25 protein-coding genes and 1 tRNA gene are annotated in these 23,399 nt (G+C 67.0%); 7 read left to right on the top strand and 19 right to left on the bottom strand.

Annotated features, from left to right (window positions below):
* Positions 1–27: 27 nt before the first annotated feature.
* The 5 genes from nrdR (at position 28) to B5F73_RS02035 (ending at position 4,715) form a co-directional block, all read left to right on the top strand.
* Positions 28–477, top strand: a complete 450-nt coding sequence (gene nrdR / locus B5F73_RS02055; RefSeq protein WP_087225637.1) for a transcriptional regulator NrdR — start codon at positions 28–30, stop codon at positions 475–477.
* Positions 470–916, top strand: a complete 447-nt coding sequence (gene dut, locus B5F73_RS02050) for a dUTP diphosphatase (protein ID WP_087225634.1) — start codon at positions 470–472, stop codon at positions 914–916. The genes nrdR and dut overlap by 8 nt, the downstream gene beginning before the upstream one ends.
* 76 nt (positions 917–992) lie before the next feature.
* Positions 993–2,306, top strand: a complete 1,314-nt coding sequence (locus tag B5F73_RS02045) for an NCS2 family permease (RefSeq protein WP_087225631.1) — start codon at positions 993–995, stop codon at positions 2,304–2,306.
* Between the two features lie 69 nt (positions 2,307–2,375).
* The gene (locus B5F73_RS02040) at positions 2,376–3,638 is read left to right on the top strand and encodes a solute carrier family 23 protein (RefSeq protein WP_087225628.1); all 1,263 of its coding nucleotides are present in this window, start codon (positions 2,376–2,378) and stop codon (positions 3,636–3,638) included.
* 129 nt (positions 3,639–3,767) lie between these two features.
* Positions 3,768–4,715, top strand: coding sequence for an FAD-dependent oxidoreductase (locus B5F73_RS02035; protein WP_087225625.1), 948 nt, complete (start codon positions 3,768–3,770; stop codon positions 4,713–4,715).
* A 242-nt stretch (positions 4,716–4,957) separates the two neighbouring features.
* Here B5F73_RS02035 and B5F73_RS02030 read toward each other — a convergent pair whose 3' ends face one another.
* The 13 genes from B5F73_RS02030 to B5F73_RS01970 form a co-directional block, all read right to left on the bottom strand.
* Entirely contained in the window at positions 4,958–6,478 is a 1,521-nt protein-coding gene (locus B5F73_RS02030; protein WP_239379760.1) for a ClC family H(+)/Cl(-) exchange transporter, read from the bottom strand.
* Positions 6,479–6,544: 66 nt separating this feature from the next.
* Positions 6,545–7,693 carry a C40 family peptidase gene (locus B5F73_RS02025; RefSeq protein WP_087225619.1) on the bottom strand — a complete coding sequence of 383 codons (1,149 nt, stop codon included), beginning with the start codon at positions 7,691–7,693 and terminating at the stop codon, positions 6,545–6,547.
* Positions 7,694–7,792: 99 nt separating this feature from the next.
* Positions 7,793–8,326 (bottom strand): adenine phosphoribosyltransferase, encoded by a 534-nt coding sequence (locus B5F73_RS02020; protein WP_087225616.1) that lies wholly within the window; start codon positions 8,324–8,326, stop codon positions 7,793–7,795.
* The gene (locus tag B5F73_RS02015; RefSeq protein ID WP_087225613.1) at positions 8,323–9,096 is read right to left on the bottom strand and encodes a MerR family transcriptional regulator; all 774 of its coding nucleotides are present in this window, start codon (positions 9,094–9,096) and stop codon (positions 8,323–8,325) included. The genes B5F73_RS02020 and B5F73_RS02015 overlap by 4 nt, the downstream gene beginning before the upstream one ends.
* A 5-nt stretch (positions 9,097–9,101) precedes the next feature.
* Positions 9,102–9,530 (bottom strand): FHA domain-containing protein, encoded by a 429-nt coding sequence (locus tag B5F73_RS02010; RefSeq protein WP_087225611.1) that lies wholly within the window; start codon positions 9,528–9,530, stop codon positions 9,102–9,104.
* A gap of 39 nt (positions 9,531–9,569) precedes the next feature.
* Positions 9,570–9,950, bottom strand: a complete 381-nt coding sequence (locus B5F73_RS02005; RefSeq protein ID WP_087225608.1) for a Rid family detoxifying hydrolase — start codon at positions 9,948–9,950, stop codon at positions 9,570–9,572.
* A gap of 37 nt (positions 9,951–9,987) precedes the next feature.
* Positions 9,988–10,824, bottom strand: coding sequence for a hypothetical protein (locus tag B5F73_RS02000; protein ID WP_087225605.1), 837 nt, complete (start codon positions 10,822–10,824; stop codon positions 9,988–9,990).
* Positions 10,821–11,507 (bottom strand): CDP-alcohol phosphatidyltransferase family protein, encoded by a 687-nt coding sequence (locus B5F73_RS01995; protein WP_239379770.1) that lies wholly within the window; start codon positions 11,505–11,507, stop codon positions 10,821–10,823. The genes B5F73_RS02000 and B5F73_RS01995 overlap by 4 nt, the downstream gene beginning before the upstream one ends.
* A gap of 142 nt (positions 11,508–11,649) precedes the next feature.
* Positions 11,650–13,047 (bottom strand): M20/M25/M40 family metallo-hydrolase, encoded by a 1,398-nt coding sequence (locus B5F73_RS01990; RefSeq protein ID WP_087225599.1) that lies wholly within the window; start codon positions 13,045–13,047, stop codon positions 11,650–11,652.
* A gap of 15 nt (positions 13,048–13,062) precedes the next feature.
* Positions 13,063–14,238, bottom strand: coding sequence for a 3-phosphoglycerate dehydrogenase family protein (locus tag B5F73_RS01985; protein WP_087225596.1), 1,176 nt, complete (start codon positions 14,236–14,238; stop codon positions 13,063–13,065).
* A gap of 66 nt (positions 14,239–14,304) precedes the next feature.
* Entirely contained in the window at positions 14,305–15,381 is a 1,077-nt protein-coding gene (gene serC / locus B5F73_RS01980; protein WP_087225593.1) for a 3-phosphoserine/phosphohydroxythreonine transaminase, read from the bottom strand.
* Between the two features lie 134 nt (positions 15,382–15,515).
* Positions 15,516–15,592 (bottom strand) — tRNA-Pro (locus B5F73_RS01975).
* A gap of 62 nt (positions 15,593–15,654) precedes the next feature.
* Positions 15,655–16,212, bottom strand: coding sequence for an isochorismatase family cysteine hydrolase (locus B5F73_RS01970; RefSeq protein ID WP_204206236.1), 558 nt, complete (start codon positions 16,210–16,212; stop codon positions 15,655–15,657).
* 53 nt (positions 16,213–16,265) lie between these two features.
* Here B5F73_RS01970 and B5F73_RS01965 point away from each other — a divergent pair, with 53 nt between their 5' ends.
* The gene (locus tag B5F73_RS01965) at positions 16,266–16,592 is read left to right on the top strand and encodes an MGMT family protein (protein ID WP_087225587.1); all 327 of its coding nucleotides are present in this window, start codon (positions 16,266–16,268) and stop codon (positions 16,590–16,592) included.
* A 209-nt stretch (positions 16,593–16,801) separates the two neighbouring features.
* Here the strand turns inward: B5F73_RS01965 and B5F73_RS01960 are convergent, their stop codons facing one another.
* Both B5F73_RS01960 and B5F73_RS01955 read right to left on the bottom strand, forming a co-directional pair.
* Positions 16,802–17,323: a hypothetical protein gene (locus tag B5F73_RS01960; RefSeq protein ID WP_087225584.1), complete on the bottom strand. Its 522-nt coding sequence runs from the start codon at positions 17,321–17,323 to the stop codon at positions 16,802–16,804.
* A complete protein-coding gene (locus tag B5F73_RS01955; RefSeq protein ID WP_087225581.1) occupies positions 17,299–17,844 on the bottom strand; it encodes a hypothetical protein in 546 nt (181 codons plus the stop codon). Before B5F73_RS01955 ends, B5F73_RS01960 begins: the two co-directional genes overlap by 25 nt.
* A gap of 274 nt (positions 17,845–18,118) precedes the next feature.
* On the opposite strand from B5F73_RS01955, the gene bilS reads away from it, so the two are divergent.
* Positions 18,119–18,592, top strand: coding sequence for a flavodoxin family protein BilS (gene bilS, locus B5F73_RS01950; RefSeq protein ID WP_087225578.1), 474 nt, complete (start codon positions 18,119–18,121; stop codon positions 18,590–18,592).
* Between the two features lie 3 nt (positions 18,593–18,595).
* On the opposite strand, the gene B5F73_RS01945 is transcribed toward bilS, so the two are convergent.
* From B5F73_RS01945 to B5F73_RS01930, 4 genes are all read right to left on the bottom strand, one after another.
* A complete protein-coding gene (locus tag B5F73_RS01945) occupies positions 18,596–20,395 on the bottom strand; it encodes an ABC-F family ATP-binding cassette domain-containing protein (RefSeq protein WP_087225575.1) in 1,800 nt (599 codons plus the stop codon).
* Entirely contained in the window at positions 20,395–21,249 is an 855-nt protein-coding gene (locus B5F73_RS01940; protein ID WP_087225572.1) for a deoxyribonuclease IV, read from the bottom strand. The genes B5F73_RS01945 and B5F73_RS01940 overlap by 1 nt, the downstream gene beginning before the upstream one ends.
* A 226-nt stretch (positions 21,250–21,475) precedes the next feature.
* Positions 21,476–22,672: a bifunctional phosphopantothenoylcysteine decarboxylase/phosphopantothenate--cysteine ligase CoaBC gene (coaBC, locus tag B5F73_RS01935; RefSeq protein WP_087225569.1), complete on the bottom strand. Its 1,197-nt coding sequence runs from the start codon at positions 22,670–22,672 to the stop codon at positions 21,476–21,478.
* A complete protein-coding gene (locus B5F73_RS01930; protein WP_087225566.1) occupies positions 22,669–23,391 on the bottom strand; it encodes a C4-type zinc ribbon domain-containing protein in 723 nt (240 codons plus the stop codon). Before B5F73_RS01930 ends, coaBC begins: the two co-directional genes overlap by 4 nt.
* Positions 23,392–23,399 lie beyond the last annotated feature (8 nt).

Below are 23,399 nucleotides of genomic sequence, written 5' to 3'. Positions count from 1 at the left end.
TCCTCTGCTGCCTGTAGAGGAGGTTTGATGCGCTGTCCCAGGTGCGGCTGCGAGGAGTCAAAGGTCGTCGACTCGCGACCCTCGGAGAACAACGATGCCATCCGCCGTCGTCGCGAGTGCATCGGGTGCGGCTTCCGCTTCACCACGTACGAGCGTTGCGAGGAGATGCCCATCGTCGTCATCAAGAGGGACGGCCACAAGGAGCCCTTCGACCGACAGAAGCTCATGAGGGGCCTGCTCACGGCCACCGTGAAGCGAGACATCCCCGTCTCCACGCTCTCCGCGCTCATCGACGACATCGAGTCTAGCCTCAGGGACGGCGGTACGCTGGAGGTCTCCTCGGTCGACCTCGGGAGCATGGTGCTCAAGCGTCTCATTTCCGTCGACAAGGTCGCGTACGTGCGCTTTGCCTCCGTGTATCGCGACTTCAAGGACGTCGACGAGTTCAGCGAGGAGTTGAGGAGTCTCAATGACTGATGACGTTGTCTCGCTTCCCATTAAGCGGCTCGACCCCACGGTCGAGCTGCCGAGCTATGCCTACGCCGGCGACGCCGGGCTCGACCTGAGGGCAAACGAGGACGTGACGCTCCAGCCGCTCGAGCGCCGTCTCGTCTCGACCGGTCTCGCGGTCGCCATTCCCGAGGGCTATGCCGGGTTCGTGCAGCCGAGGAGCGGCCTCGCCCTTCGCGAGGGCCTCTCCATGGCAAACACCCCCGGTCTCGTTGACTCCCACTACCGTGGCGAGCTCAAGGTATGCGCCGTCAACCTCGACGCCGAGCGCCCGATTCACATCGAGCGCGGCGAGCGCATCGCGCAGCTCGTCATCCAGCGCGTCCCCGTCGTATCCCTCGTCGAGGTCGACGAGCTTGACGAGACGGACCGTGGTGCCGGCGGCTTTGGCTCCAGCGGCGTCTGACGTTTGGTTTTGCGTCTGCGGCTCGTCCGCGGCATGACACATAGTGTACGTAGCAACAGGAAAGGGATGTTAGTTTATGGATTCTTTCTTCAAGGCAGGTGAGAGGGGCTCGAGCGTCGGCCAGGAGGTCCGTGCCGGTCTGACCACGTTCCTCGCGATGGCGTACATCATCGCCGTGAACCCCTCGCTGCTCACCCAGGCGGGCATTCCCGCGGCCGCGGCGGTCACCGCGACCTGCCTCGGCGCCGGCGTCATGACCATCCTCATGGGCCTCATCGCCAACCGCCCCCTGGCCTGCGCCTCGGGCATGGGCGTCAACGCCGTCTTTGCCTTCACGCTGACCGGCATCGCCGGCGGTGACTGGCACGCCGCGAGCGCCGTCATCTTCATCGAGGGCGTCGCGATTCTCATCCTGGTCCTCTGCGGCCTTCGCGAGGCCATCATGGACGCCATCCCGGTGTCCCTGCGCCACGCCATCTCGGTCGGCCTCGGCCTCTTCATCGCGATGATCGGCCTCGCTGACGCCGGCATCATCGTCGCCGACGAGTCCACCATGGTCGCCCTCGGCGACGTGTTCAGCCCCACCTTCCTGGTCGGCCTGATCTCGATCATCGTGACCATCGTCCTCTACGCGATGAACGTCAAGGGCGCCCTGCTCCTCGGCATCATCCTCGCCGTCCTCGCCGGCATCCCGCTCGGCGTCACGCAGATGCCCTCCGGCATCGTCTCCGGTCTCGACTTCTCCACCTTCGGCGCTCCCTTCCAGGCCGACGAGGCCGGCATCATGGGCATCGCCAAGGTCGTCACCAACCCGACGCTGCTCATCTTCGCCTTCTCGCTCATGATGTCCGACTTCTTCGACACCATGGGCACCGCGATGGCCGTGGCCAAGCAGGGTGAGTTCCTCGAGGCTGACGGTCGCGTCAAGGACATCAAGCCCATCCTGATCGTCGACTCCGCCGCCGCCGCGGTGGGCGGCCTCGTCGGCGCCTCCTCGATCACCACCTTCGTCGAGTCCGCCTCCGGCGCCGCCGACGGCGGCCGCACCGGCCTCTCCTCGGTCGTCGCCGGCCTGCTGTTCATCGTCGCCGCGTTCTTCTCGCCGCTCATCTCCGTCGTGAGCTCCGCCGCCACCTGCGGCGCGCTTGTCTTCGTCGGCTACCTCATGATGAGCGAGGTGACCGAGATCGACTGGTCCGACCTCCTCGAGGGCCTGCCTGCGTTCCTCATCGTCGCCGGCGTGCCCCTGACCTACTCCATCTCCAACGGCATCGGCTTCGGCTTCATCGCCTACGTCGTCGTCGCCGCCGTGACCGGTCAGCTCAAGAAGGTCAAGCCGCTCATGTGGGTCGCGGCGCTCGCCTTCCTGGTGTACTTCCTCGTCGTCTAGTCTCGACGACCGCCCGGGCGCTCGCGCCCGGGCTTTTTTCTTATCGAACCAACGAAAGGAGGGCTCGATATGAGCACGCACGAGCGTGAGGTCATCGGCGTCGACGACCGCGTGTCGGTCGGTCGGGCGATCCCTCTCGGCATCCAGCACATGATGAGCATGTTTGGCTCCACGGTGCTCGTCCCGGTTCTCACGGGCCTCAACCCCAACGTCGCGATCATGTGCTCGGGCATCGGCACCATCTGTTACCTGCTCGTCACACGCAACAAGATCCCGAGCTACCTCGGAAGCTCCTTCGCCTTCATCAGCCCCATCCTCGCTGTCGGCGCCACGCAGGGCCTTGACGCCGCCATGTCGGGCGTCGTCGTGGCCGGTCTCGTGTTCCTAGCCGTCTCCGGCATCATCCGCCTCGTCGGCACCGGATGGCTCGACAGGCTCCTGCCGCCGGTCCTCGTCGCCTCTGTCATGGTCGTCATCGGCGTCGGCCTCGCCGCGACGGCCGCCGACATGGCGTTCATGACGACGGACGCCTCGGGCGCCAGCGTGTTCTACGGCACCGGCGCGATCGTCGCCTTCGTGACGCTCGCCGCCGCGGTCGTCTTCTCGAGCATGGGCGGCATCGTCGGCACGGTGCCCGTCCTTCTCGCGATCATCGTCGGCTACCTCGTGTCCCTCGCGCTCGGTCTGGTGGACTTCGCTCCCGTCGCAGAGGCGGCGTGGATCGGCCTCCCGCAGATCTCTATGCCTCGCTTCGACCCCGGCGCCATCGCGCTGGTCGCGCCCGTCGCCGTCGTCGTGGTCATCGAGCACATCGGTCACCTGCTGGCCGTGGGTGAGATCGTGGGCAAGGACTACCGCGAGATGCTTCCCCGTTCGCTCGCCGGCGACGGCATCTCCACCGTCATCTCCGGCTTCCTCGGTGGCCCCCCGACCACGACCTACGCCGAGAACATCGGCGTCATGAGCGTGACGCGCGTCTACTCCACCCAGATCTTCTGGTATGCGGCCGGGTTCGCGCTCGTCGTGGGCGGCTTCTGCCCCAAGCTGGCGGCCCTCATCCAGTCCATCCCGAGCCCGGTCATGGGCGGCGTGAGCCTCCTGCTCTTTGGTCTCATCGCCTCCAACGGCCTGCGCATGCTCGTCTCCAACCGCGTCGACTTTGACGTCAACCGCAACCTCATGATCGCGTCTGTCGTCATCATCCTCGGCGTTGGCATGGAGACCTCCGGAATCTCGATTCCGATCGGCGACTACACGCTGCCGGGCATGGCCACCTCGACGCTCGTGGGCATCCTCATGAACCTCGTGCTCCCGCGTCCCAAGGAGGCCTAGGGCCAGCCTCTTTCCTGAGTGGGCTCCAAACAGAGGCGGCGACCAAAATGATGGTCGCCGCCTCTCATTTGATTCAGGGGCGGCGCTCTCGGGTATGCTAGAGCAAGGGATTGCGAGAGGGGAGAGACCATGAGCGATACCGTCCGAGACCTCGTGATAATCGGAGGCGGCCCGGCCGGTCTCTCCGCCGCCATCTATGCCAGCAGGTCGATGCTCGACGCCGTCACCCTCGAGCGCGAGGCGTCGGGCGGCCAGATGGTCCTCACCGGGGAGATCGACAACTATCCCGGACTCCCCGGAACCGACGGCTATGGGCTCGCCGAGGCGATGCGCGCGCAGGCAGAGGGCCTCGGTGCGCACCTGGAGATGGATCTGGTCACCTCCGTCGGGCGCGATGAGGCCAGCGGATTGTTCTCCGTTTCAACCAGCACAGGTGTTTACCAGGCAAAATGTGTCATCGCCGCCCTTGGTGCACGGCCGCGCAGGGCCGGCTTCGAGGGTGAGGAGGAGTTCACCGGCAGGGGAGTGTCCTATTGCGCGACCTGCGACGGCATGTTCTACAGAAACAAACATGTGTTCGTAATCGGGGGAGGAAACTCAGCCGCCGAGGAGGCTCTGTTCCTGGCACGTATTGCCAGCAAGGTGACGATTGTGGTGCGCAGGGACCACATGAGGGCCCAGACGGCCCTCGTCAGAAGGCTTGAGAGTGACGAGAAGGTCGAAATCAGGTATCAGACGTCGGTCGTGGCCGTCGAGGGCGGTCGACTGCCGAGCTCGATTACGTTGCGCGACAACGCCACCGGAACGCTTAAGGTCGAGAACCACGAGGAGGGCTCCTTCGGGATCTTCGTTCTCGTGGGCCGCGAGCCGGAGACTGAGCTTCTGGGCAATCTTGTCGAGCGAGACGAGTCGGGCTACGTGGTGACCGACGACCGCATGGCGACAAGGACACCGGGACTGTTCGTGGCCGGAGACGCCCGCAGAAAGCCTCTGAGACAGATCGTGACGGCGGCGGCCGACGGAGCCGTCGCGGCAACGAGTGCCGCGGCGTATCTCGGGTTACCGGTCGAGGGCTGAGAGTGAGAACCCAAACCATCTGGTACATGAGACCGTCCCAGACGGTTTGGGTTCGCAAGTTTGACCGCGTCATCGCTTCTGAGTGAGAAACCCCAGATAGTTTTGTTTGAGTAGTCTCAATGCGCCAGTCTATGAACCCAAACCGACGTGGGCTTTGGGTTATCTAAAACCGTGATAATATATCTTATGTAAAGTAGGGATTACAAGCGAATAGTTTGGGGATGCGGGGCGGTCGCGAGTGGCTAAACGCGCTGCTCGCACATCAACGAGAGCTTGAGCCTCGCGTCGTCGAGCGAGCCGGTGTCGACGATGTAGAGGAGCTCGTCTGAGGCTAGCAGCACGGTCTCCCCCGTGGGGACCAGCCTTCCTCCCGCGCGCTCTATCGTGAGCAGTCGCGTGCCGTCGGGCCACGGCACGTCGCACACGCGCCTGCCCTCCAGCCGGCTGCCGGCGCCCACGCGCACCGTGGCGATGTCCTTCTCGCCCGGTCCCGACGCCGTCGTGCCCTTCTTGGCCGTGGAGGCCAGGAGCGACTCCAGGAGGTGCTCGTAGAACGCGTCGGTCCCCGTGAGCGTAGAGACCACGTACGCGAGCACCGATACCAGCGTGACCGAGAGGAGCGCGTCGAGCGAGCCCGTGAGCTCAAAGACGAGGATCACCGCCGTGACGGGCGCGCGCACCACGCCGGCGAAAAGTCCCGCCACGCCGAGCGCGACGAAGTTGGGGCAGAAGAGCGGAGCCAGCCCCAGGCGCATCGCGACGACCGAGAAGGCCCCACCCACGAGGCCGCCGAGCACGACGAGCGGAAAGAGCGTGCCGCCCGGCGCCCCCGAGCCAAAGCAGGCGGCCGTGAAGAGGTACTTCCCCAGCAGCAGCGCCCCGAGCGAGACGAACGACGGGAATGCGCTGGCCTGGAGGACCTCCACGATGGCGTCGCCGCCGCACAGGAGCTCGGGCCAGGTGAACGCCACCACGCCGGCGAGGAGGAACGGGACGGCGAGCCGAAGGGCCGAGAGGCGCTCGGGGATGCGGCCGTAGACGGTCTGCGCGAGGAACATTCCCCGGTTGTGCAGGGCCCCGAGGAGGCCGCACGCCAGCCCGAGCGCGATGACGAAGAGGTAGTCGACGTGAGGCAGGTTGGTAATGAAGGAGAGGCTCACGACGGGCTCCACGCCGAGGACCTGGGAGACGAGGAAGTCAGACGCAACGGCCGCGCTCATGACGGAGATGATGAGCGGGGCGCTGAACTCCTTGTGGATCTCCTCGAGGGCAAAGAGGACGCCCGTGAGCGGGGCGTGAAAGGCCGCGGACATGCCGGCGGCGGCGCCGCAGGTGACCAGGAGCCGCTCCTCTCCCCTCTCGCGCCTGAGCGCCCGTGAGACGGCCTTGCCGGACATGCCACCCAGCTGGACCGACGGGCCCTCGCGTCCGAGCGAGAGGCCGGAGAGGGCGAGGAGCGTGCCCTCGGCGAACTTTGCGGGGACGACGCGCGCCCAGGGGGCGTCATAGCGCCCGAGCACCTCGGCGTCGACCTGGGGGATGCCGGAGCTCGAGGTGGCGGGCTCCCACCTCAGAAGGAGGCAGACCGCGACGAGCATGACGGCGAGAAGGGCGAACCAGCCCAAGATGCCGACGGGATCTCCGACGGCCGACGAGGTGAAGTCCCTGAGCACGGACTCCGCCCATGAGAGCGCAAGGCGATAGAGCGTGACGATGGCGCCGCCGGCAAGGCCGACGAGAGCACCCTCCCAGACGAGGCTCACCGGGAGACGTCGTGAGAGGCGCCTCGAGACAGGGTCCTCCGCTGCGTCATTCCCGGAGTCCATGGTCTAGTAAGGGCCTCCGCCGTAGAAGGCCCAGACGTTGGCGACGACGACGCCGACGGCCGGCGTGGCGGCGTGGACCAGCTGCCCTCCGCCGAGGTAGATGCCGACGTGGCCGCTTGAGGTGAAGATGAGATCGCCGTAGTTGAGCTGGCTCATGCTGGTCTTCCAGTCGCCGGTGCTCTTGAGGCTGTTGATCATCTGGTACGTGGTGCGACCGCGGGCGTAGCCGTAGCTGTAGCAGACGAGGCCGGAGCAGTCGAACGTGTCGGGGCCGGCGGTGCCGAGGACGTAGGGCTTGCCCACCTGGGCGAGTGCCGTGGCGACGCCGCCGCCGGAGGGGGTGTGCCCGCCGCTGCCCTGCGAGGGCGGCGTCTCGGGCTGCTGCTCGGGCTCCTGGGGCGTCTCGGGCAGCTGGGGCGTCTGGTCCTGGCCCTGGTTCTGGTCACCCTGGCCCTGGTTCTGGTTCTGCTCGCCCTGGCTCTGGTTCTGGTCCTGCTGGTTCTGCAGCTCGGCGGCGTCGAGGGCCGCCTGGATCTCTGCGTTGCGCTGCGCCTCGAGCTCGGCCTGGAGCTGGGCGTCGAGCGAGTTGTAGACCTCCTGGGCCTCGGCGACGCGGGCCTGGTAGTCCCCCACCTGCGACTGGAGGGACTCGACCTGAACCTGCTGGTCGGCCTTCTTGTCCTCCAGATCGAGCTTGTCCTGCTCGAGCTTCTCGGCGAGCGTGCGGACCTCGCTGATGGCGGCCGCCTCGCTCTCGGAGATGCTGTCAAGGTAGTAGACGCGCGTGACGAGCTCCTCGAAGCTCGCCGAGCTGAGCACGAAGTCGAGCATGGAGGTCCCGCCCGACTTGTAGGAGGCCTTCATGAGGCCGCCGAGCTGGGTCTGCTTCTCTTCGAGGACGATGCGCTGCTCCTCGATCTGGGCGGCCTTCTCCTCGATCTGGTAGTCGGTCTCCTCGAGCTCGGACGTTGCGTCGGCGAGGCTCGCCTGCATGGCGGAGAGCTCGGCGCCGAGCGACTCGAGTTGGGCGGATGCGGCGGCGAGCTGGTCGGCGGTGTCGGCGCGAGCGATGTCGGGCGTGCTGGCTATGGAAGCTGCCGCGAGCGGCAGCGTAAAGAGTCCTGCGATGACTGCTCTTCTAGAAAGGTTCATAACTTCCCTTCGCTGGTGTGCACCACATTATAGGGTCAAACGAGACTCCGAGCGCGAGCACCATACGATGGTCATGAATCTGAGATGAAAAAGGCGGTGCTAGGAGACCTTGACGAGCGTGAAGACCTCCTGGTCGTACTCCTCGGCGACGACGTCGCGCGGGTTGAGGAAGGAGAGCTCGAGGATGAAGCCAAAGCCCGCGACCTCGGCGCCGGACTGCTCGACGAGCCGTGCCGTGGCCACCGCCGTCCCGCCGGTGGCGATGAGGTCGTCCACGATGAGGACGCGGTCTCCGGGTGCGAGCGCGTCGCGGTGGATCTGGAGCTCGTCGGTGCCGTACTCGAGCGAGTACGTCTGCGAGTAGACCTCGCGCGGGAGCTTGCCGGGCTTGCGGGCGGGGGCGAAGCCGCAGCCAAGACGGTAGGCCACCGGCACGCCCACGAGGAAGCCGCGCGCCTCGGCGCCCACGACCTTGGTGATGCCGTGGCCGGCAAAGTGGTCGGAGATGGCGTCGATCACGGCGCGGAGCGCGTCCGCGTCGTCGAACAGCGGGGTGATGTCCTTGAACACCACGCCGGGCTCGGGATAGTCCGGGATGTCGATGATCTTGCTCTCGAAGTCGAAGTCGCTCACGAGCGTCTCCCCTCCTCCGACCGGGGGTCGCCCGGCTCGTCGCTTTTGAACGGGTTTGTGACGCGACGAGAGATGAGCTCGTCGCGAACGGTGTTGGTGAGGCCGAGCATCCGGGAGAACGCCTGGTCGTAGCGGGCCCGAGCCGCCTCGGTGTCCTCGATCTCCACCCCGCCGCCCTTCGCGGCAAAGACGACGAGCGCCTGCTCGAACATGGCAGACTCGCGGTTTGCGGCGATGACGTACTGGCGGAGGTTCTTGGGCCCGATGCCAAAGTGCCTGAGCTCGTCGCAGACGCGAATGAGCGGGAGGTCGCGGCCGTCGACGAGGTCGCGCCCGTGCGGCGAGCGCGTGAGCCGTATGACGCCCGCCTCGGAGAGCTGGCGCACGAAGCTCACGGTCACGCCCGCGATGTCGGGCATGCGGTCGATGGGATGGAGCTTGGAGAGGTTCTCCTCGTCCTCTGTGGGCAGCGCTATCGCCTCGGCGAGGACGTCGGGGCCGTCCCCCGCCGGCACCTGTCCGGCGTCTGCGCGCTCGAGCTGCTCCTTGATGACGGAGAGCGGGAGGAACCGGTTCTTCTGCAGGTAGAGGATCGTCTCGAGGCGACGGACGTCGCGCTGCGAGAAGAGGCGGTACCCGCTGGGCGTTCGCGCGGGGTTGAGCAGCCCCTCGTCCTGAAGGTAGCGCACCTTCGAGATGGAGAGGTCGGGATACTGCTGCTGCAGCTTCTTTACGACCTTGCCGATGGTGAGGTATCCGGCATCGGCCATGACGGCTAGGCCTCGGTGTCGATGCGGCGCTGCCGGGCGTTGGTGTGGAACACCATGCGGAAGGTGCCGATCTGGATGGTCGAGCCGTCCTTGAGGGTCGCACGCGTGGCGATGGCGCCGTCCACCCACGTGCCGTTGAGCGACCCGAGGTCCTCGATCGTGGCATAGCCGGCCGCGATGTTGCCGAGGTCCATGCGTGCGTGGTGACGGGAGACGGTCATGTCGTTCAGGAACACGCTGTTGTGCGGGTCTCGACCGAGGGAGATCTGGGGAGCGTCCAGCTCGAACACCTCTCCGATCTGCGGGCCCTTCACGATGGTGAGAGTGGGATGCGCCGGACGATGCGCACCCATGAGGTCGGGGACCGTGGAGTCGGCGGCGGGCATCCGGAAGATCTCGGTGGCGCCGGGGTTGGTGGAGTTGTTCGTGGGCATGTCTCTCCCCTCGTCGTCTATGTTCCTATCATAGCGCGCTTATCGGCAGGCGACACAGTCCATCTCGATGAGCGCCCCGAGCGGCAGCTCGCTGACCCCAACGACGGCCCGCGCGGGCGCCGGGGTGGTGAACCGGCGGGCGTAGACCTCGTTCATGGCGTCCATGTCGTCGAGCGAGGCGAGGTACACCGTCGTCTGCGCTACGTCCGAGAGCGTGCAGTCGACCTCCTCGAGGATGGACTCGATGATGTCGATGACCCGCTCGGTCTGCTCCCTGATGCCGCCCTCGACGAGGCTCTTCTTGTCCCTGTCGGAGATGGGCAGCTGTCCGGAGGCGAACACGAGCCTGCCGGCGGTGGTTCCCTGCGAGTAGGGACCGATCGCCTCGGGTGCCCTCTCGGCGTTGATCGAGTACTTCACGCGACTCCCCTCCCTGTGGACAAAGCGGGCGCCTCCCTCAGCCGAGCGACCGCGCACCGACGAACGTCTGGTCGTCGCGGACGATTCCCCACTCGGACAGCTCGGCGCGCGTTGCCGCCGTCGCGCCGTCCGCGAGGGCGCGGGACCAGGGCATGCGCTCGAGGAGCGAGCGGAGCCGACGATGCCCGACCGGGGTCACCTCGGTGAAGGAGAGCAGACTCCTCCATAGTATCCGAGCGTGCGCTACGGGGACGAAGAGGAGATAGGCGGAAGGTGCGAACGACCCCGCGAGCCGCGTGACGATTGCGGCGATGTCGTCGAGTCTGAGCTGGGCCACGACGCCCTCCCCGGGGAGCTCGGCGCCGTCGTGGAGGTAGTCGGCGAGCACGTGGGGGGCGGCGGGGCCGGCGAGCAGCAGCGGGACGAGCATGCCGCTCGCCTCCTCGAGCAGCAGGTCGGGGAAGGCGGCGTCGCCCTCCCCGGAGCGGGCGTGCGCGAGGAAGCTCACCCAGGCGGCGAGCGCGTCCCCCCTCTCGCTCGCGTCGAGAATGACGTGCTCCTGGTCGCCGGTCCTCATGAGCAGCGGAACCGAGACGAGGCGGCCCGCGCCGTTCAGCGAGGCCTCCCAGGCCTGCTCCCCCACGTGCAGCTCCCTTCCGGCGAGCGCGGCCGTGCAGAACGCTTCTGCGTTGGGACCGCTCGCGAGAAGGTAGGCGCAGCCGGTGAGGTCGGCGAGCACCGTGTCCGAGTCGCTCGCGGACTCGTTGGCGTAGCACGCCACGCGCTCGACTCCGATGCTATCGGAGACCTCGAACTCGGCCCCGAGCAGAAGATGCTCGACGCGGAGCACGCCCTCCCGCGCGACGGCCGTCATGCCGACGCCCCGGAGCGCCTGCTGTCCCGTATGACCTGGACGCCCTTGAAGGTGTAGACGACCGCGGTGACGAGCGAGCACGCGACGCCGGCGTAGACGAAGAAGATGCCGAGGGCGGAGGCCTGCGAGTTGAGGCCCGGGAGCCATGCGGCGGAGACGAGGCCGAGGCCGTCCACGACCGGCAGACCGAGCAGGAGGTCGCAGAAGCCGAACATGAGCAGCGCGGTCGCCGCCTTGCCGACGTACACGACGTCGATGGGCCGGCGGCGGAAGTGCTGGAGGATGAGGCCCCCGATCGCGAGGTACACGTCGCGACCGATAACGAAGACCGGAACCCAGAGCGGGAGCTCGCCGACGATGAGCAGGCCGAGCACGCCGGTGAAGAGCAGGACGCGGTCCATGATGGGGTCCATGATCTTTCCGAGCCAGCTCACGGTCTGCGTGCGGCGCGCCACCTGGCCGTCGAGGAAGTCGGTCGTCGCGGCGACGACGTAGCAGACGAGGGCCGCGGTGCGCTGGTGCCCGCCGGCGAACAGCGCGAGGAAGGCGAGGGTGAGCCCGAGACGGCAGAATGTGATGACGTTGGCGATCGTGAATACCTGGGAGGACGGGTTGTCGGAGGTTCCGACGGGACTCTCCGTCGTGCCCTGTACCTGCGCCTCGGCAGCGTCGGTGTCGGCGATGGTCTTGGCGCGCTCCTTGACACGCTCCTTGGCTCTCGCTGCTCTCGCTGCTTTCTCAGACACGAATGACGCCCCTCACTACGGTTGACTCACGTCCACAAGGTACCCATCTTAACGCAAATTGATACCCGGCCCGCGTGGCCTAGAGGGTGGTGCGCTCGAGCAGGGCGAGGATGACGCGGATGCCCTGGGCGTACACGCGCCTCGAGATGCGCTCGTTGACCCCGTGGAGCCCGCGGGAGAACTCGTCGGGAGCCGGCCTGAACGGCGTCACGCGCAGCAGCTTGTCGCAGACGCCCTCGTAGCGGATCGAGTCGGTCCCGCCGCAGACGATCGACGGGACGACCGTCGTCTGCGGGTGGTATCTCTCGAGCACGTCGACGAGCTCGTCGTACCCGAGACCACCCGCCTCGTCGAGCCGGCCTGCGGGCGTGTGGTGGAGCACCTCGACCTCGACGCCCTCCCCCACCGTCTCCCTGACCCAGGAGACGACGTCCTCGACCGTCGTCCCGGGAAGCAGCCGGAAGTTGACGGTCGCGCTGGCGTCCCCGGGCATGACGTTGGGTGAGGGGGCGCTGCCCCCGATCTGGTCGACGGCCATCGTGGTGCAGACGAGGGGGTGGAGCTCCCGCATGGAGGCGGCCTCGCGCGCGATGGCCCCCGCGTTGGCGTCGACGTCGTCGGCGAGCCCCCGGAACGGTCCCTCTACGATGTGCGGCGCGAGCGCGCGGAAGGTCGAGGCGACGGGGGGCGTGAGCCTCGGCTTAGGGCGACGCTCGGCGAGCGCCGCCACGGCGACGCAGATGCGCTCGAGCGATGTGCCACCGAAGGGGTTCGAGGAGTGACCGCCGGCCCCGCGGGCAATGAGCCGCAGGTCGAGGTACCCCTTCTGCGAGAGGCAGACGTCGATGAGCGTGGTCCCGGGCGCGCCGTAGGGCGCCGCGTCGGCAAACGTCGACACGCCCTCGTCGAGAGAGAAGGCAGCGTGCACGCCCCTGCTGGCGAGCTCGGCGGCAAGCGCGGTGGCGCCGCGGCTCGTGACCTCCTCGTCCTCGCCGAACGCGAGAATCACGGTCCTTCTCGGCCGCCCGTTGCGCACGAGGAGCAGCTCGACGGCCTCGAGCTCCCCCATGAGCATCTCCTTGATGTCGATGGCGCCGCGACCCCAGACCCACTCGTCGTCGAGGTGCCCGCCAAAGGGGTCGTGAAGCCACTGGCCCTCCGTTCCGGGGACCACGTCGACGACGTCCTGGTGGGCGAGAAGGAGCGCGGCGGGGAGCGACTCGTCGGTGCCAGGGATCGTGACGAGGACGGAGTGGCCCACGCGCTCGAACGTCCCGGGGCGGGCGACGTTGGGATACGCGCCCCTGACGAGGTCGTAGAGCCGGTCGAAGGGCGCGAAGTCGGTCTGCTCCGGCGTCGTGTAGACGGTCCTCAGGGCGAGCGCCGCCGCGAGGCGGCGACAGGCGGCCTCGCAGTCGAGCTCGGGGTAGTCGTCCTCGTGCGCAAAGTGGGCGAAGGGGTCAAAGCTCTTCGTCACGTTCTTCTCCGCTGCCTAGGCGCTCGGGGAGATCGCGCGGACCCTTCTCACGTGCTCGAGGGCGGTGAGCTTGGTGACGACCTCGTCGCTGACGGGTGCGTTGACCTCGATGAGGGTGTAGGCGTCGGCACCGCGGCTCACGTTGCTCATGTTCTCGATGTTGAGCCCGGCGTCGGCGAGGATCTGCGAGAGCTGGCCGATGACGCCCTGGGCGTTCTGGTGGAACACGGCGATGCGCCAGTCGCCCACCAGCGGCCCGAGGTCGACGCGGCCAAAGTTGACCGAGTTGGTGATGTTTCCGTTCTCGAGGTAGTCACGGAGCTGACGCGCGGCCATGACGGCGCAGTTGTCCTCGGCCTCTCCCGTGGAGGCGCCGAGGTGCGGCAGGACGATGGCGTTCTTCATGTTCGCGGAGGCGGGGTTGGCGAAGTCGGTGACGTAGCGTGCGAGGTGGCCGTCGTCGAGTGCCTCGGCGAGCGCCTGCTCGTCGACGAGCGCGTCGCGGGCGAAGTTGAGCAGCACGGCGCCGCGCTTCATCTTGGAGATGGCCTCGGCGGAGATCATGCCCTTCGTGGCGTCGGTCGCGGGGACGTGGAGCGTGACGAAGTCGCAGGAGGTGAGGAGCTGGTCGAGGTCGGTCGCGTGCTCGATCCTGCGGTCCAGCCCCCATGCGGCGTTGATGGAGAGGTAGGGGTCGTAGCCCATGACCTCGGCGCCGAGCGCGATGAGGGCGTCGGCGACCTGGGCTCCGATGGCACCGAGGCCGATCACGCCGACGCGCTTGCCGGCGAGCTCGCAGCCTGCGAAGCGCTTCTTGGCCTTCTCGGCGCGCTTTGCGATTTGCGGGTCGTCCACGGCGTCGCGGACCCACTCGATGCCGCCGATGATGTCTCGGCAGGCGAGCAGCATGCCGCAGATGACGAGCTCCTTGACGGCGTTGGAGTTGGCGCCGGGGGTGTTGAAGACGACGATGCCGCGCTCGGCGCAGCGCTCGACCGGGATGTTGTTCACGCCGGCGCCGGCGCGGGCGATGGCGAGCAGCGACTGGGGCGCCTCGATCTCGTGCAGGTTGGCGCTGCGGACGAGCCAGGCGTCGGCCTCGTTGGGATCGTCGACGAACTCGTAGCCGGCGCTCTCGAGCGCGTCGGTGCCGACGGTCGAGATGTTGTTCATGCAGTGGATTGCGTACATAGCGGTCCTCTCAGAGATGTCAGACTACCTGACAAACTACCCAGGCACCTTTGTCAGGTTTTGCGCCTAGTGGCGCGCCTCGAAGTCCTTCATGAAGCTCACGAGCGCCTCCACGCCCTCGCGCGGCATTGCGTTGTAGATGGAGGCGCGCATGCCGCCCACGGAGCGGTGACCCTTGAGGTTGACGAGGCCCTTCTCGGCGGCCTCCTTGACGAACTCGGCGTCGAGGTCCTTGTCGCCCGTGACGAAGGGCACGTTCATGAGCGAGCGGCAGGACGGGTCGACCGTGGACGAGAAGAGCTCGGACTCGTCGAGGAAGTCGTAGAGCACGGCCGCCTTCTCGGCATTGCGCTCCCCCATCGCCACAAGGCCGCCGCATCGATCGATCCACTCGAAGACGAGGCCGCAGACGTAGATGCCCCAGCAGTTGGGCGTGTTGTAGAGCGAGCCGGCGTCCGCCTGGGTCTTGAGGCGCAGCATCGTGGGCACGCCGGGCAGGTCCTCGGGGATGAGGTCCTCGCGCACGATCACGATCTGGACGCCGGCGGGGCCGACGTTCTTCTGGACGCCCGCGTGGATGAGGCCGTAGCGGGTGACGTCGACCGGCTCGGAGAGGAACATCGAGCTCTGGTCTGCCACGAGCACGTGGCCCTTGGTGTTGGGCAACTCGGGGTACTTGGTGCCGTAGATCGTGTTGTTCTCGCAGATGTAGAGGTAGCTCGCGTCCTCGCGGATGGGCAGGTCGGAGCAGTCGGGGATGTAGGAGAAGTTCTTGTCGGCCGAGGAGGCGACCGCGACGGCGTCGCCGAGGATCTGCGCCTCCTGGAAGGCCTTCTTGGCCCAGTTGCCGGTGATCACGTAGTCGGCCTTGCCGTTCAGGGCGAGGTTCATGAAGACCGTGGAGAAGAGCAGCGAGTCGCCGCCCTGGGTGAAGATGACCTTGTAGTTGTCGGGGATGTTCATGAGGGAGCGCAGGCGCGCCTCGGCGCCCTCGATGATGCCCTTGAAGACGGAAGATCGGTGGCTCATCTCCATGACGCTCATGCCGCAGCCGGCGTAGTCGAGCATCTCGTCCGCGCACCGCTTGAGGACGTCCTCGGGCAGCACGGCGGGACCGGCGGAGAAGTTGTACACGCGTGCCATAAGATCCTCCAATGGTTGGTCTTGCCGTGAGGACATCTTAGGCGTGCCCGGACGCGTGGGCGCCGGCGGTCGCGCGTCGTTTGCGAGCCTGAAACGAAAAGAGGCCAGGGACTGCTCCCTGGCCTCGAAAGTGCTGGTCGGGTGGACTGGATTCGAACCAGCGACCCCTTGACCCCCAGTCAAGTGCGCTACCAAACTGCGCCACCACCCGTCGTGCGAGGAAGAACTATAGCATCCCTCGCCGTCGTGTGCAAGCGGGAGATTGGGACCCCGCTAGGCCAGGGCCGCCTCGAGCTCCGCGACGGTCACGAGCTCCGAGCCGTAGCACTTCTCGCAGTGCTCGAGCGCGCCCTCCTGGGTGCCGCAGAGGAAGGTCATCGTGGCGTCGGTCACCACGACTGAGGCGTAGTTGTTGAAGTAGGCGTCGGCGAGGGTGTGGAGCACGCAGATGTTGGTGTCGGCGCCCACGGCGATGACGGTTGTGACGCCCAGCTCGCGCAGGGTGAGGTCGAGGTCGGTCTGGAAGAAGCCGGAGTAGCGGCGCTTGGGGATGGTGATGTCGCCGGTGGCCTGCCCGATCTCGGGGAAGACGCGCACCTCGCCGGCGACGCCGTGCTCGCCCCAGAGGTCGAGCTCGCGGTCGAGGCCGCGGATATGTGCGTCGTTGCAGTAGATGACCGGGATGCCAGCCGCATGGCAGGAGGCGACGGAGCGCGCGACGGCGGCGCGGTAGGCGGCGGTCGCGGCGTCAGGATCGTAGAGCGAGTCGTCGCCCACAGCCTCGATGGCGTCGATGACGAGCAGGGCGGTAGTGTTCTTGTCGAGCTCCATGGAATCCCCTCTCGGTTGGGTGGTAGCCTGAAGCATAGCGGATTGGAGGATCTGTGGAGGAGTCGTTCTTCGAGCGAGCCTGGGACGTGGTGCGACAGATTCCCGAGGGGCGCGTGGCCAGCTACGGGCAGGTGGCTCGTCTCATGGGGGCGCCTCGCTGCGCGCGGCAGGTGGGGTTTGCCATGCACGCGAGCCCTGGGGTCGCGGGCGGCGTGCCGTGCCATCGCGTGGTCTTTGCGGACGGCTCGCTGGCTCCGGGTTTCGCGTTTGGTGGCCCCGGCGAGCAGCGTCGTATGCTCGAGTCCGAGGGAGTGCGCTTCCTGCCGGACGGGCGCGTGGACATGGACGCCTGTGCCTGGGAGCTGGGCCTGGTCGAATGATGCAGCGATCCCCTGTTTCGAGCGAACCTGCCTTCAATACCGACTTCTGAATAGATTTCCACCCAGGACCCTTCCGAGTGGGCCCTTCTTGGCTATGAAACCGCAGGTAAGCGAAGTTGAAATTCGAATGTTTGACCCCTTGCGGTAGAAATATGTTCAGAAGTCGGCTTTGAAGTCAGGTTCTTTGCAAGTCATGTTGCCAGCGGCCCCTAGAGCACCGGCGGATGGTTGAGCAGCAGGTGCCACGCCTCCCAGCGCTCGTTGTCGTAGTCGTCTGCCTTGCCGTCTCTCCTGGCCTTACGCTTTCCGAGCGCCCTGCGAATCCGCTCCATCGAGCTGCGCCACGCGGGATACGACGTGCGCTCGTCCTCGGTGAACGTGAAATGCACGAGGCGACGGACGCCGCTGATCTGGTTTCCCCTCCTCACGTCGCTCTTGCGCTTTGCCTCTCCGCCGTGCGTGACCTCGGGGTCGAAGTCGATTCCCACCATGCGGCGCTCACCACCTGCGGTCTTGCCCACGATCACGACATCCGGGTAGCGAGTCGTGTAGCGACTTTTCCCACGCGCATCCATTCGCTCGAAGACACGCAGCGCGACGTTCAGCCTCACGTCCTTCCACCCAAACCCGCCGCACTTACACGGGAGCATGGCAAGCAGCCCAATGCCGCCCTCAGGTGGCGAGAGCGCGCCGTCGCGGACGTACCTCAGAGCGCGACGGGCCTCGTCCACCCCATAGAGTCCCTTCGCACGTCGCAGTAGGCCGCGATCTTCTTGACCGAGGTCAGCGGCTCCTCCGGCTCCTCCCGCCTCGCGAGCCCGGACGTCGAGAAGTCGTCCAACCTGAAGGACGAACACAGCGCCATGCCAACATAGGCCGCGACGCGCAGGTCCTCGGTCGCGGCGATCTGGATAAACGTGAGCTCCGGCGAGGTGACCACGATGTCGTAGCCGCGCAGACCGGTCGGCTGGATCGATCCCCTTGGTAAGGGTGTCGAGCAGACGTGGCTGGTGACGCCCGCGATCTTTCGACGTCCCCGGTCGCTCGCCACGAGCACGTCAATCGACGGCGCGCGGCCGGGGACCTCGGGCAGGTAGGGCTCGAGCGCCCTCATCACATCCGCCACCTCGGCGGCGGTCGGCCCGACGTCGGGCACCCGAGGCTCGTCGCCGTCAGATGCCATCACGCTCGACCAGCAGACCCGACGGAGATGCCAGTGGAGCGCCGTCCAGTGTGAGATGCACGTCGTCATGGTTTCCCCCTCTCGCGAGGGACAATCGTCTCAAGGCGACCTTCCACGAAAATGCCGATGGCTCACGGCAGCCTGGCGGCGCGCTGCCACGTGGCTGCCACCCGCGGCGATTCATCACAAACGCGCAGGCAAGGAAGTTCCTCAGAGACAGATGCGACGCACCACTACCGGACCCGCGTGAAATCGGGACGCGCGGCCTCCACAGCACGCTCACAAGTTCTCGCCAACGACCCAATATGGGTATATACGACCCGAACACGACCAAGGAGGACCCATGTCGTACGCAATCATCTGCAGCTCTAAGACCGGCAACACCGAGAAGCTCGCACAGCGCGCCCGCGAGGTGCTGGGTGAGAAGGGCGAGGGACCGGTGGCCGACGCCGACCTCGTTCTTCTTGGCTCCTGGACCGACAAGGGCGGCATGGACCCCGCGCTCGCAGACTCGCTCCCCCAGCTTGTGGGCAAGCGCGTCTTCCTCTTTGGCACCTGCGGCTTTGGCGGAAGCCAGGCGTACTATGACCGCGTGCTCGACCGCTTTGCCGCGGCGCTGCCGGAGGGCGCCCAGGTGGTCGGTCGCTTCATGTGCCAGGGACAGATGCCGCCCGCCGTCCGTGAGCGCTACGTCAAGATGGCCGAGCACGACCCAAAGAAGTTCGAGCCCATGATCGAGAACTACGACCGCGCGCTTGGTCACCCCGACGCCGCCGACCTCGACGCCTTCGAGGAGGCTCTGCGCGGCGCGCTCTAGGTCTTACTCGATTCCAAGCCTCTCTGAGAGCTCGAGCCACTCGTCCTCGAGCTCTCCGCGCTCGGCGAGGCAGGCATCCAGCGCCTCCTGCGCGGCCATGAGGGCGGCGTAGTCGCTCGCGTTCACGGCAGCCATCTCGGCTCGCAGGCGATCGGGCTCCCCTGCCGTCTTCTCGAGTCTGCGGCTCACCGCGTCGAAGCGCTTCTTGAGTTCGCGGCGCTCCTGGTTGGTGAGGCCGGAGTCAGCTGGACGAGAAGAACCTTCCTCCTTCGTAGCCTCCTCCGTCTGAACGTCGTCCTTCTCGGCGAGCAGCCTCAGGTACTCGTCGACACCGCCGGGGACGTGTCGGACGTGGCCGTCCAAGAGGGCAAACTGGTCGTCGGTCACGCGCTCCATGAGGTAGCGGTCGTGACTCACCACGAGCAGCGTTCCCGGCCAGCTGTCGAGCAGGTCCTCCATCACGGCGAGCATGTCCGTGTCGAGGTCGTTTCCGGGCTCGTCGAGCACGAGAACGTTGGGCTCCTCGAGGATCACGCACAGAAGCGCCAGGCGGCGCCGCTGTCCGCCGGAGAGGTCCTTGATGAAGTTCTGCAGCTCGCGCTGCTCGAAACCCAGACGCTCGATGAGCTGCGTGGGACTCTGCATCTTGCCGCCCACGAGGTAGCTGCGCTTGTAGCGGCCGAGCACCTCGAGGACGCGCCAGTCGTCCTTCTCGCCCAGCGCGTCGAGATGCTGGCTCATGAAGCCGAAGCGCACGGACGCGCCGATCTTCACGGTGCCGCTCGTAGGCTCGAGCGACCCCGTCATGAGCGCGAGCAGCGTTGACTTGCCGGCGCCGTTGGCTCCGAGGATGCCGTAGCGGTCGCCGGGTCCGATGAGCCACGAGACACCGTCGATCACGCGCGGACCGCCGGGATAGGCAAAGTTCACGTCCTTCATCTCGATTACCTGCTTGCCCAGGCGGCTCACGGCGAGGCGCTTGAGCTCGAGCGGGTTTCTGAGCGGCGGGTCGTTGGCGATGAGGGCACGCGCCGCTTCGATGCGAAACTTCGGCTTGCTCGTGCGGGCCTTGGCGCCGTGCGCCAGCCAGTTGAGCTCCTTGCGCAGCGTGTTCTGGCGGCGCTCCTCCATGACGGCGGCCTGGCGCTCGCGCTCCACACGCTGCTGGATGTAGGCGGAGTAGCCGCCCTCGAAGGGCTCGATGCGACGGTCGTGGACCTCCCACATGTGCTCGCAGACCTCGTCGAGGAACCATCGGTCGTGCGTTACCACGAGCAGCGCGCCCTCCCCTGCCGGCCAGCGGCGGCGCAGATGGTCCGCAAGCCACTCGATAGCTGCGAGATCGAGGTGGTTGGTGGGCTCGTCCATGAGGATGACGTCCCAGGTGTGGCAGAGCACGCGGCAGAGGTCCACGCGGCGGCGCTGGCCGCCGGAGAGCTCGCCCACGAGGCCGCTCAGGTCGAGATCGCCCACGAGCTCGTCAAGGATGGCGCGGATGCGGGCGTCCGAGGCCCACGTGTACTCCGGGACGTCGCCAAAGATCGCGCGGCGCACCGGGTCGGCGTCAGAGAGCTCGTCGGTCTGGCCGAGATAGCCAACCGAGATGCCCCGGCGCCAGGTCACCGTGCCGGAGTCGGGCTCAAGCACGTGACCCACGATCTCCAGCAGCGTCGACTTGCCGTCGCCGTTGCGGCCGACGATGCCGATGCGCTCGCCCTCGTTGATGCCGATGGTCTGGTCCTCGAGCACGCGCTTGCCGGGCCACTCGTGCCCCACATGCTCAAGTCCGATGAGGATTCCCATTACGATGCGTCCTCTCGCGTCGCGAGGGTTCTAAGCAGCGCGATCTCTCGCGCCCAGCCCTCGAGCCCGTCCTGGGGGGTCTCAAGGACCATGGGCAGCCCAGCCAGGCGCGCATTGGTGACGACGGCACGGAAGGTCTCGAGCCCGAGCGTTCCCTCCCCTATCCGCTCGTGACGGTCCTTGTGGGAGCCAAGCGGGTTCTTGGAGTCGTTCAGGTGGAGGGCGCGCAGGCGCGCGAGTCCGATCACACGGTCAAACTCGTCGAGCACCCCGTCGAGGTCGCGTACGATGTCGTACCCCGCGTCGGCCACGTGGCAGGTGTCCAGGCACACGCCGAGGAGCTCGTCGTGCTCAACGCCCTCGATGATGCGCGCCAGCTCCTCGAAGCTGCGGCCCACCTCGGTGCCCTTTCCGGCCATGGTCTCCAGCAGCACCGTCGTGCGCTGGCCGGGCACGAGGACCTCGTTCAGACCCTCGCAGATAAGACGGATCCCCTCGTCCACGCCCTGCTTGACGTGCGCGCCGGGATGGAAGTTGTAGAGGTGGCCGGGCATCCGCTCCATTCGCTCCAGGTCCTCGCGCATCGCACGACGAGCGAACTCCACGGTCTCCGGCTTGGAGGAGCAGAGGTTGTAGGTGTAGGGCGCATGGGCCACGAGCGGCCCGATCCCGTGCCCATCGAGCGTGGCGAAAAACCCCTCAAGATCCTGTGCGTCGAGCTCGCGCGCGTTGCCGCCGCGCGGGTTGCGCGTGAAGAAGGCGAACGTGGTGGCGCCGATCGAGACGGCGTCGGCAGCCATGGCGGCATAGCCGTTGGATGTGGAGAGGTGACAGCCTAAAAGCAGGTCTTTCATGTCAGCTCCAGTCGACAATCAAGAGGTCTATCGTAAGCCGAGCGGCGAGAATCCAGGAGAACCTGCCTTCTAGGCTGACTTCTGAATAGATTTCGGGTGCCGAGGCGGAGAAATCAATGCTCAAACAAAATCCACCTGCGATTCTTTCTCACGTGGCCACCCGATACACACCGCTTTGAGGGCAAATCTGTTCAGAAGTCGGCTCTGAGGGCAGAAGCGTCGTGGGTCACTGCCTGGAGGCGTGATTCCGGACCCAGTCCAGGATGGCGTCGGCCACGTTGGCGAGCGGCATGGTGTCGAGCTGCTCGATGCCGTTCGCGGTCACGAGCGCGACGCGGTTGGTGTCGGCACCGAAGGTCGACTCGGGCCGGCTCACGTCGTTGGCCACGATGAGGTCGGCGCCCTTGTGGTCGACCTTCTCCTGCGCGTGGGCGAGAAGGTCATCCGTCTCGGCGGCAAAGCCCACGACGACGCGCGCGCCCTTCGTCGCGCAGAGGTCAGCCAGGATGTCGGCGGTCTCCGTGAGCTGGATCGCGTCCAGATGCTCGTGGGACTTCTTGAGCTTGTGGTCGGCGGGCGCGACGGGCGTGTAGTCTGCCACGGCTGCGCTGCAGATGGCGACGTCAGCAGCGTCGAAGGCGGCGAGCATCGCGTCATGCATCTGCGCCGCGCTCACGACGTCCACGCGTCGCGCGTCCGCGGGCGTGACGAGCGACGTGGGTCCGGAGACGAGCGTCACCTCCGCACCGCGTCGCGCGGCCGCAGCCGCGATGGCATAGCCCATCTTGCCGGTGGAGCGATTGGCGATGTAGCGAACCGGGTCGATGGCCTCGTGCGTGGGGCCGGCGTTCACCAGGACGCGAAATCCCGCGAGGTCGCGCGGCGCGAGAAGGGCGAGCGCCGCCTCGACGACCTCGTCGACGCTGGCGAGCTTGCCCTCGCCCACCTCTCCGCAGGCCAGCCGGCCGCTGTCGGGGCCGACGAATCGCACGCCTCGCTCGCGCAATGTGGACACGTTGGCCTGCGTGGCCGGGTTCTGCCACATGTGGACGTTCATGCCCGGCGCCACGAGCACGGGGCAGGCGCAGGCGAGAAGCGTCGTCGTGAGGCAGTCGTCCGCGATTCCACACGCCATCTTCGCGAGGACGTTGGCGGTGGCGGGCACCACCACGGCAACGTCAGCCCACTCGGCGAGCGAGATGTGCGGGATGGCGGAGCCCGGGTAGTCGTAGAGCGACGTGGCGACGGGAGCGCCAGAGAGGGACTCGAACGTCACGGGACCCACGAAGCGCGTCGCGTCCTCGGTCATGGTCACGCGCACCTCGCAGCCGGACTTCTGGAGAGCGCGCAGGACCTCGCACGCCTTGTACGCCGCGATGCCCCCGCAGACGGCGAGCAGGACGCGACCCCTCTCGCCGCTCACTCCTGGCCCTCCTCGGAGGTGACGAGGATGCGGTGGCAGTACGGGCACTCGGTGATCTCCTCGCCCTGGGCGAGGTCGTGGAAGGAGCTCGGTTGGAGCTTCACGCGGCAGACCGAGGGGACGTTGCCGCGCAGACGCTCGACGGCAAGCCCCTTGAAGCGCTTGCGCGCGGCCTCGTAGCGCTCGAGGAGCTCGGGCGAGAGGCTCCCGGCGAGCTCGTCGCGCTCACGGGAGAGACGGACGATCTCCGCGCGCAGCGAGGCGGTGCCCTCGGAGAGCGCGGACTCGGTCGCCGAGCGCTCGGCCTCGAGACGTTCGGCCGTTGCGCGCGCGTTCCTCTCGGCGAGCTCAAGCTTCTCGAGGCGCTCGCGCAGGGGCCGCAGCGTGTACTCGGACTTCTCGATCCTCTTGGCGAGCGAGGTCAGCTGCTGCTCGAAGTCGCGGATCTCGCGATGGGTGTGCTCGCCGGCGTCGGCGGCCGCCTGGACCTCGGCGGTCTTCTCGCGATAGTGCTCAAGGGCCTCCTCGGCGTCGGCGATCTCGGTCTCGGCGTCCTTGCGCTGGCCCACGATGCCCTTGAGCTCGGTGGCCACCTTGCGAGCGGCGAGCTCGATCGTCTGCAGGCGCTTGCGCTGCGGCATGGCGGAGAGCGTGGAGGCGTGCTTGAGCAGCTCGAGGTCGACCTCCTGGAGCTTGAACAGAGTCGTTGCGGCGGTCATGGGTACCT

This window comes from Olsenella sp. An270, assembly GCF_002159735.1.
Lineage (GTDB): Bacteria > Actinomycetota > Coriobacteriia > Coriobacteriales > Atopobiaceae > Thermophilibacter.
The sequence above is the reverse complement of the archived record's forward strand: the minus strand, read 5'-3'. Positions and strand labels throughout refer to the sequence as shown.

Excerpts from the sequence above, each read along its gene's own strand:
- B5F73_RS01940 (WP_087225572.1), bottom strand. The coding sequence starts at position 21,249 with ATGAAAGACCTGCTTTTAGGCTGTCACCTCTCCACATCCAACGGCTAT.
- B5F73_RS02025 (WP_087225619.1), bottom strand. The coding sequence starts at position 7,693 with ATGAACCTTTCTAGAAGAGCAGTCATCGCAGGACTCTTTACGCTGCCG.
- B5F73_RS01945 (WP_087225575.1), bottom strand. The coding sequence starts at position 20,395 with ATGGGAATCCTCATCGGACTTGAGCATGTGGGGCACGAGTGGCCCGGC.
- B5F73_RS02010 (WP_087225611.1), bottom strand. The coding sequence starts at position 9,530 with ATGCCCACGAACAACTCCACCAACCCCGGCGCCACCGAGATCTTCCGG.
- nrdR (WP_087225637.1), top strand. The coding sequence starts at position 28 with ATGCGCTGTCCCAGGTGCGGCTGCGAGGAGTCAAAGGTCGTCGACTCG.
- B5F73_RS02040 (WP_087225628.1), top strand. The coding sequence starts at position 2,376 with ATGAGCACGCACGAGCGTGAGGTCATCGGCGTCGACGACCGCGTGTCG.
- B5F73_RS01970 (WP_204206236.1), bottom strand. The coding sequence starts at position 16,212 with ATGGAGCTCGACAAGAACACTACCGCCCTGCTCGTCATCGACGCCATC.
- serC (WP_087225593.1), bottom strand. The coding sequence starts at position 15,381 with ATGGCACGCGTGTACAACTTCTCCGCCGGTCCCGCCGTGCTGCCCGAG.
- B5F73_RS02000 (WP_087225605.1), bottom strand. The coding sequence starts at position 10,824 with ATGACGGCCGTCGCGCGGGAGGGCGTGCTCCGCGTCGAGCATCTTCTG.
- bilS (WP_087225578.1), top strand. The coding sequence starts at position 18,119 with ATGTCGTACGCAATCATCTGCAGCTCTAAGACCGGCAACACCGAGAAG.
- B5F73_RS01955 (WP_087225581.1), bottom strand. The coding sequence starts at position 17,844 with ATGACGACGTGCATCTCACACTGGACGGCGCTCCACTGGCATCTCCGT.
- B5F73_RS01985 (WP_087225596.1), bottom strand. The coding sequence starts at position 14,238 with ATGTACGCAATCCACTGCATGAACAACATCTCGACCGTCGGCACCGAC.
- B5F73_RS02045 (WP_087225631.1), top strand. The coding sequence starts at position 993 with ATGGATTCTTTCTTCAAGGCAGGTGAGAGGGGCTCGAGCGTCGGCCAG.
- B5F73_RS02015 (WP_087225613.1), bottom strand. The coding sequence starts at position 9,096 with ATGGCCGATGCCGGATACCTCACCATCGGCAAGGTCGTAAAGAAGCTG.
- dut (WP_087225634.1), top strand. The coding sequence starts at position 470 with ATGACTGATGACGTTGTCTCGCTTCCCATTAAGCGGCTCGACCCCACG.
- B5F73_RS02035 (WP_087225625.1), top strand. The coding sequence starts at position 3,768 with ATGAGCGATACCGTCCGAGACCTCGTGATAATCGGAGGCGGCCCGGCC.
- B5F73_RS01930 (WP_087225566.1), bottom strand. The coding sequence starts at position 23,391 with ATGACCGCCGCAACGACTCTGTTCAAGCTCCAGGAGGTCGACCTCGAG.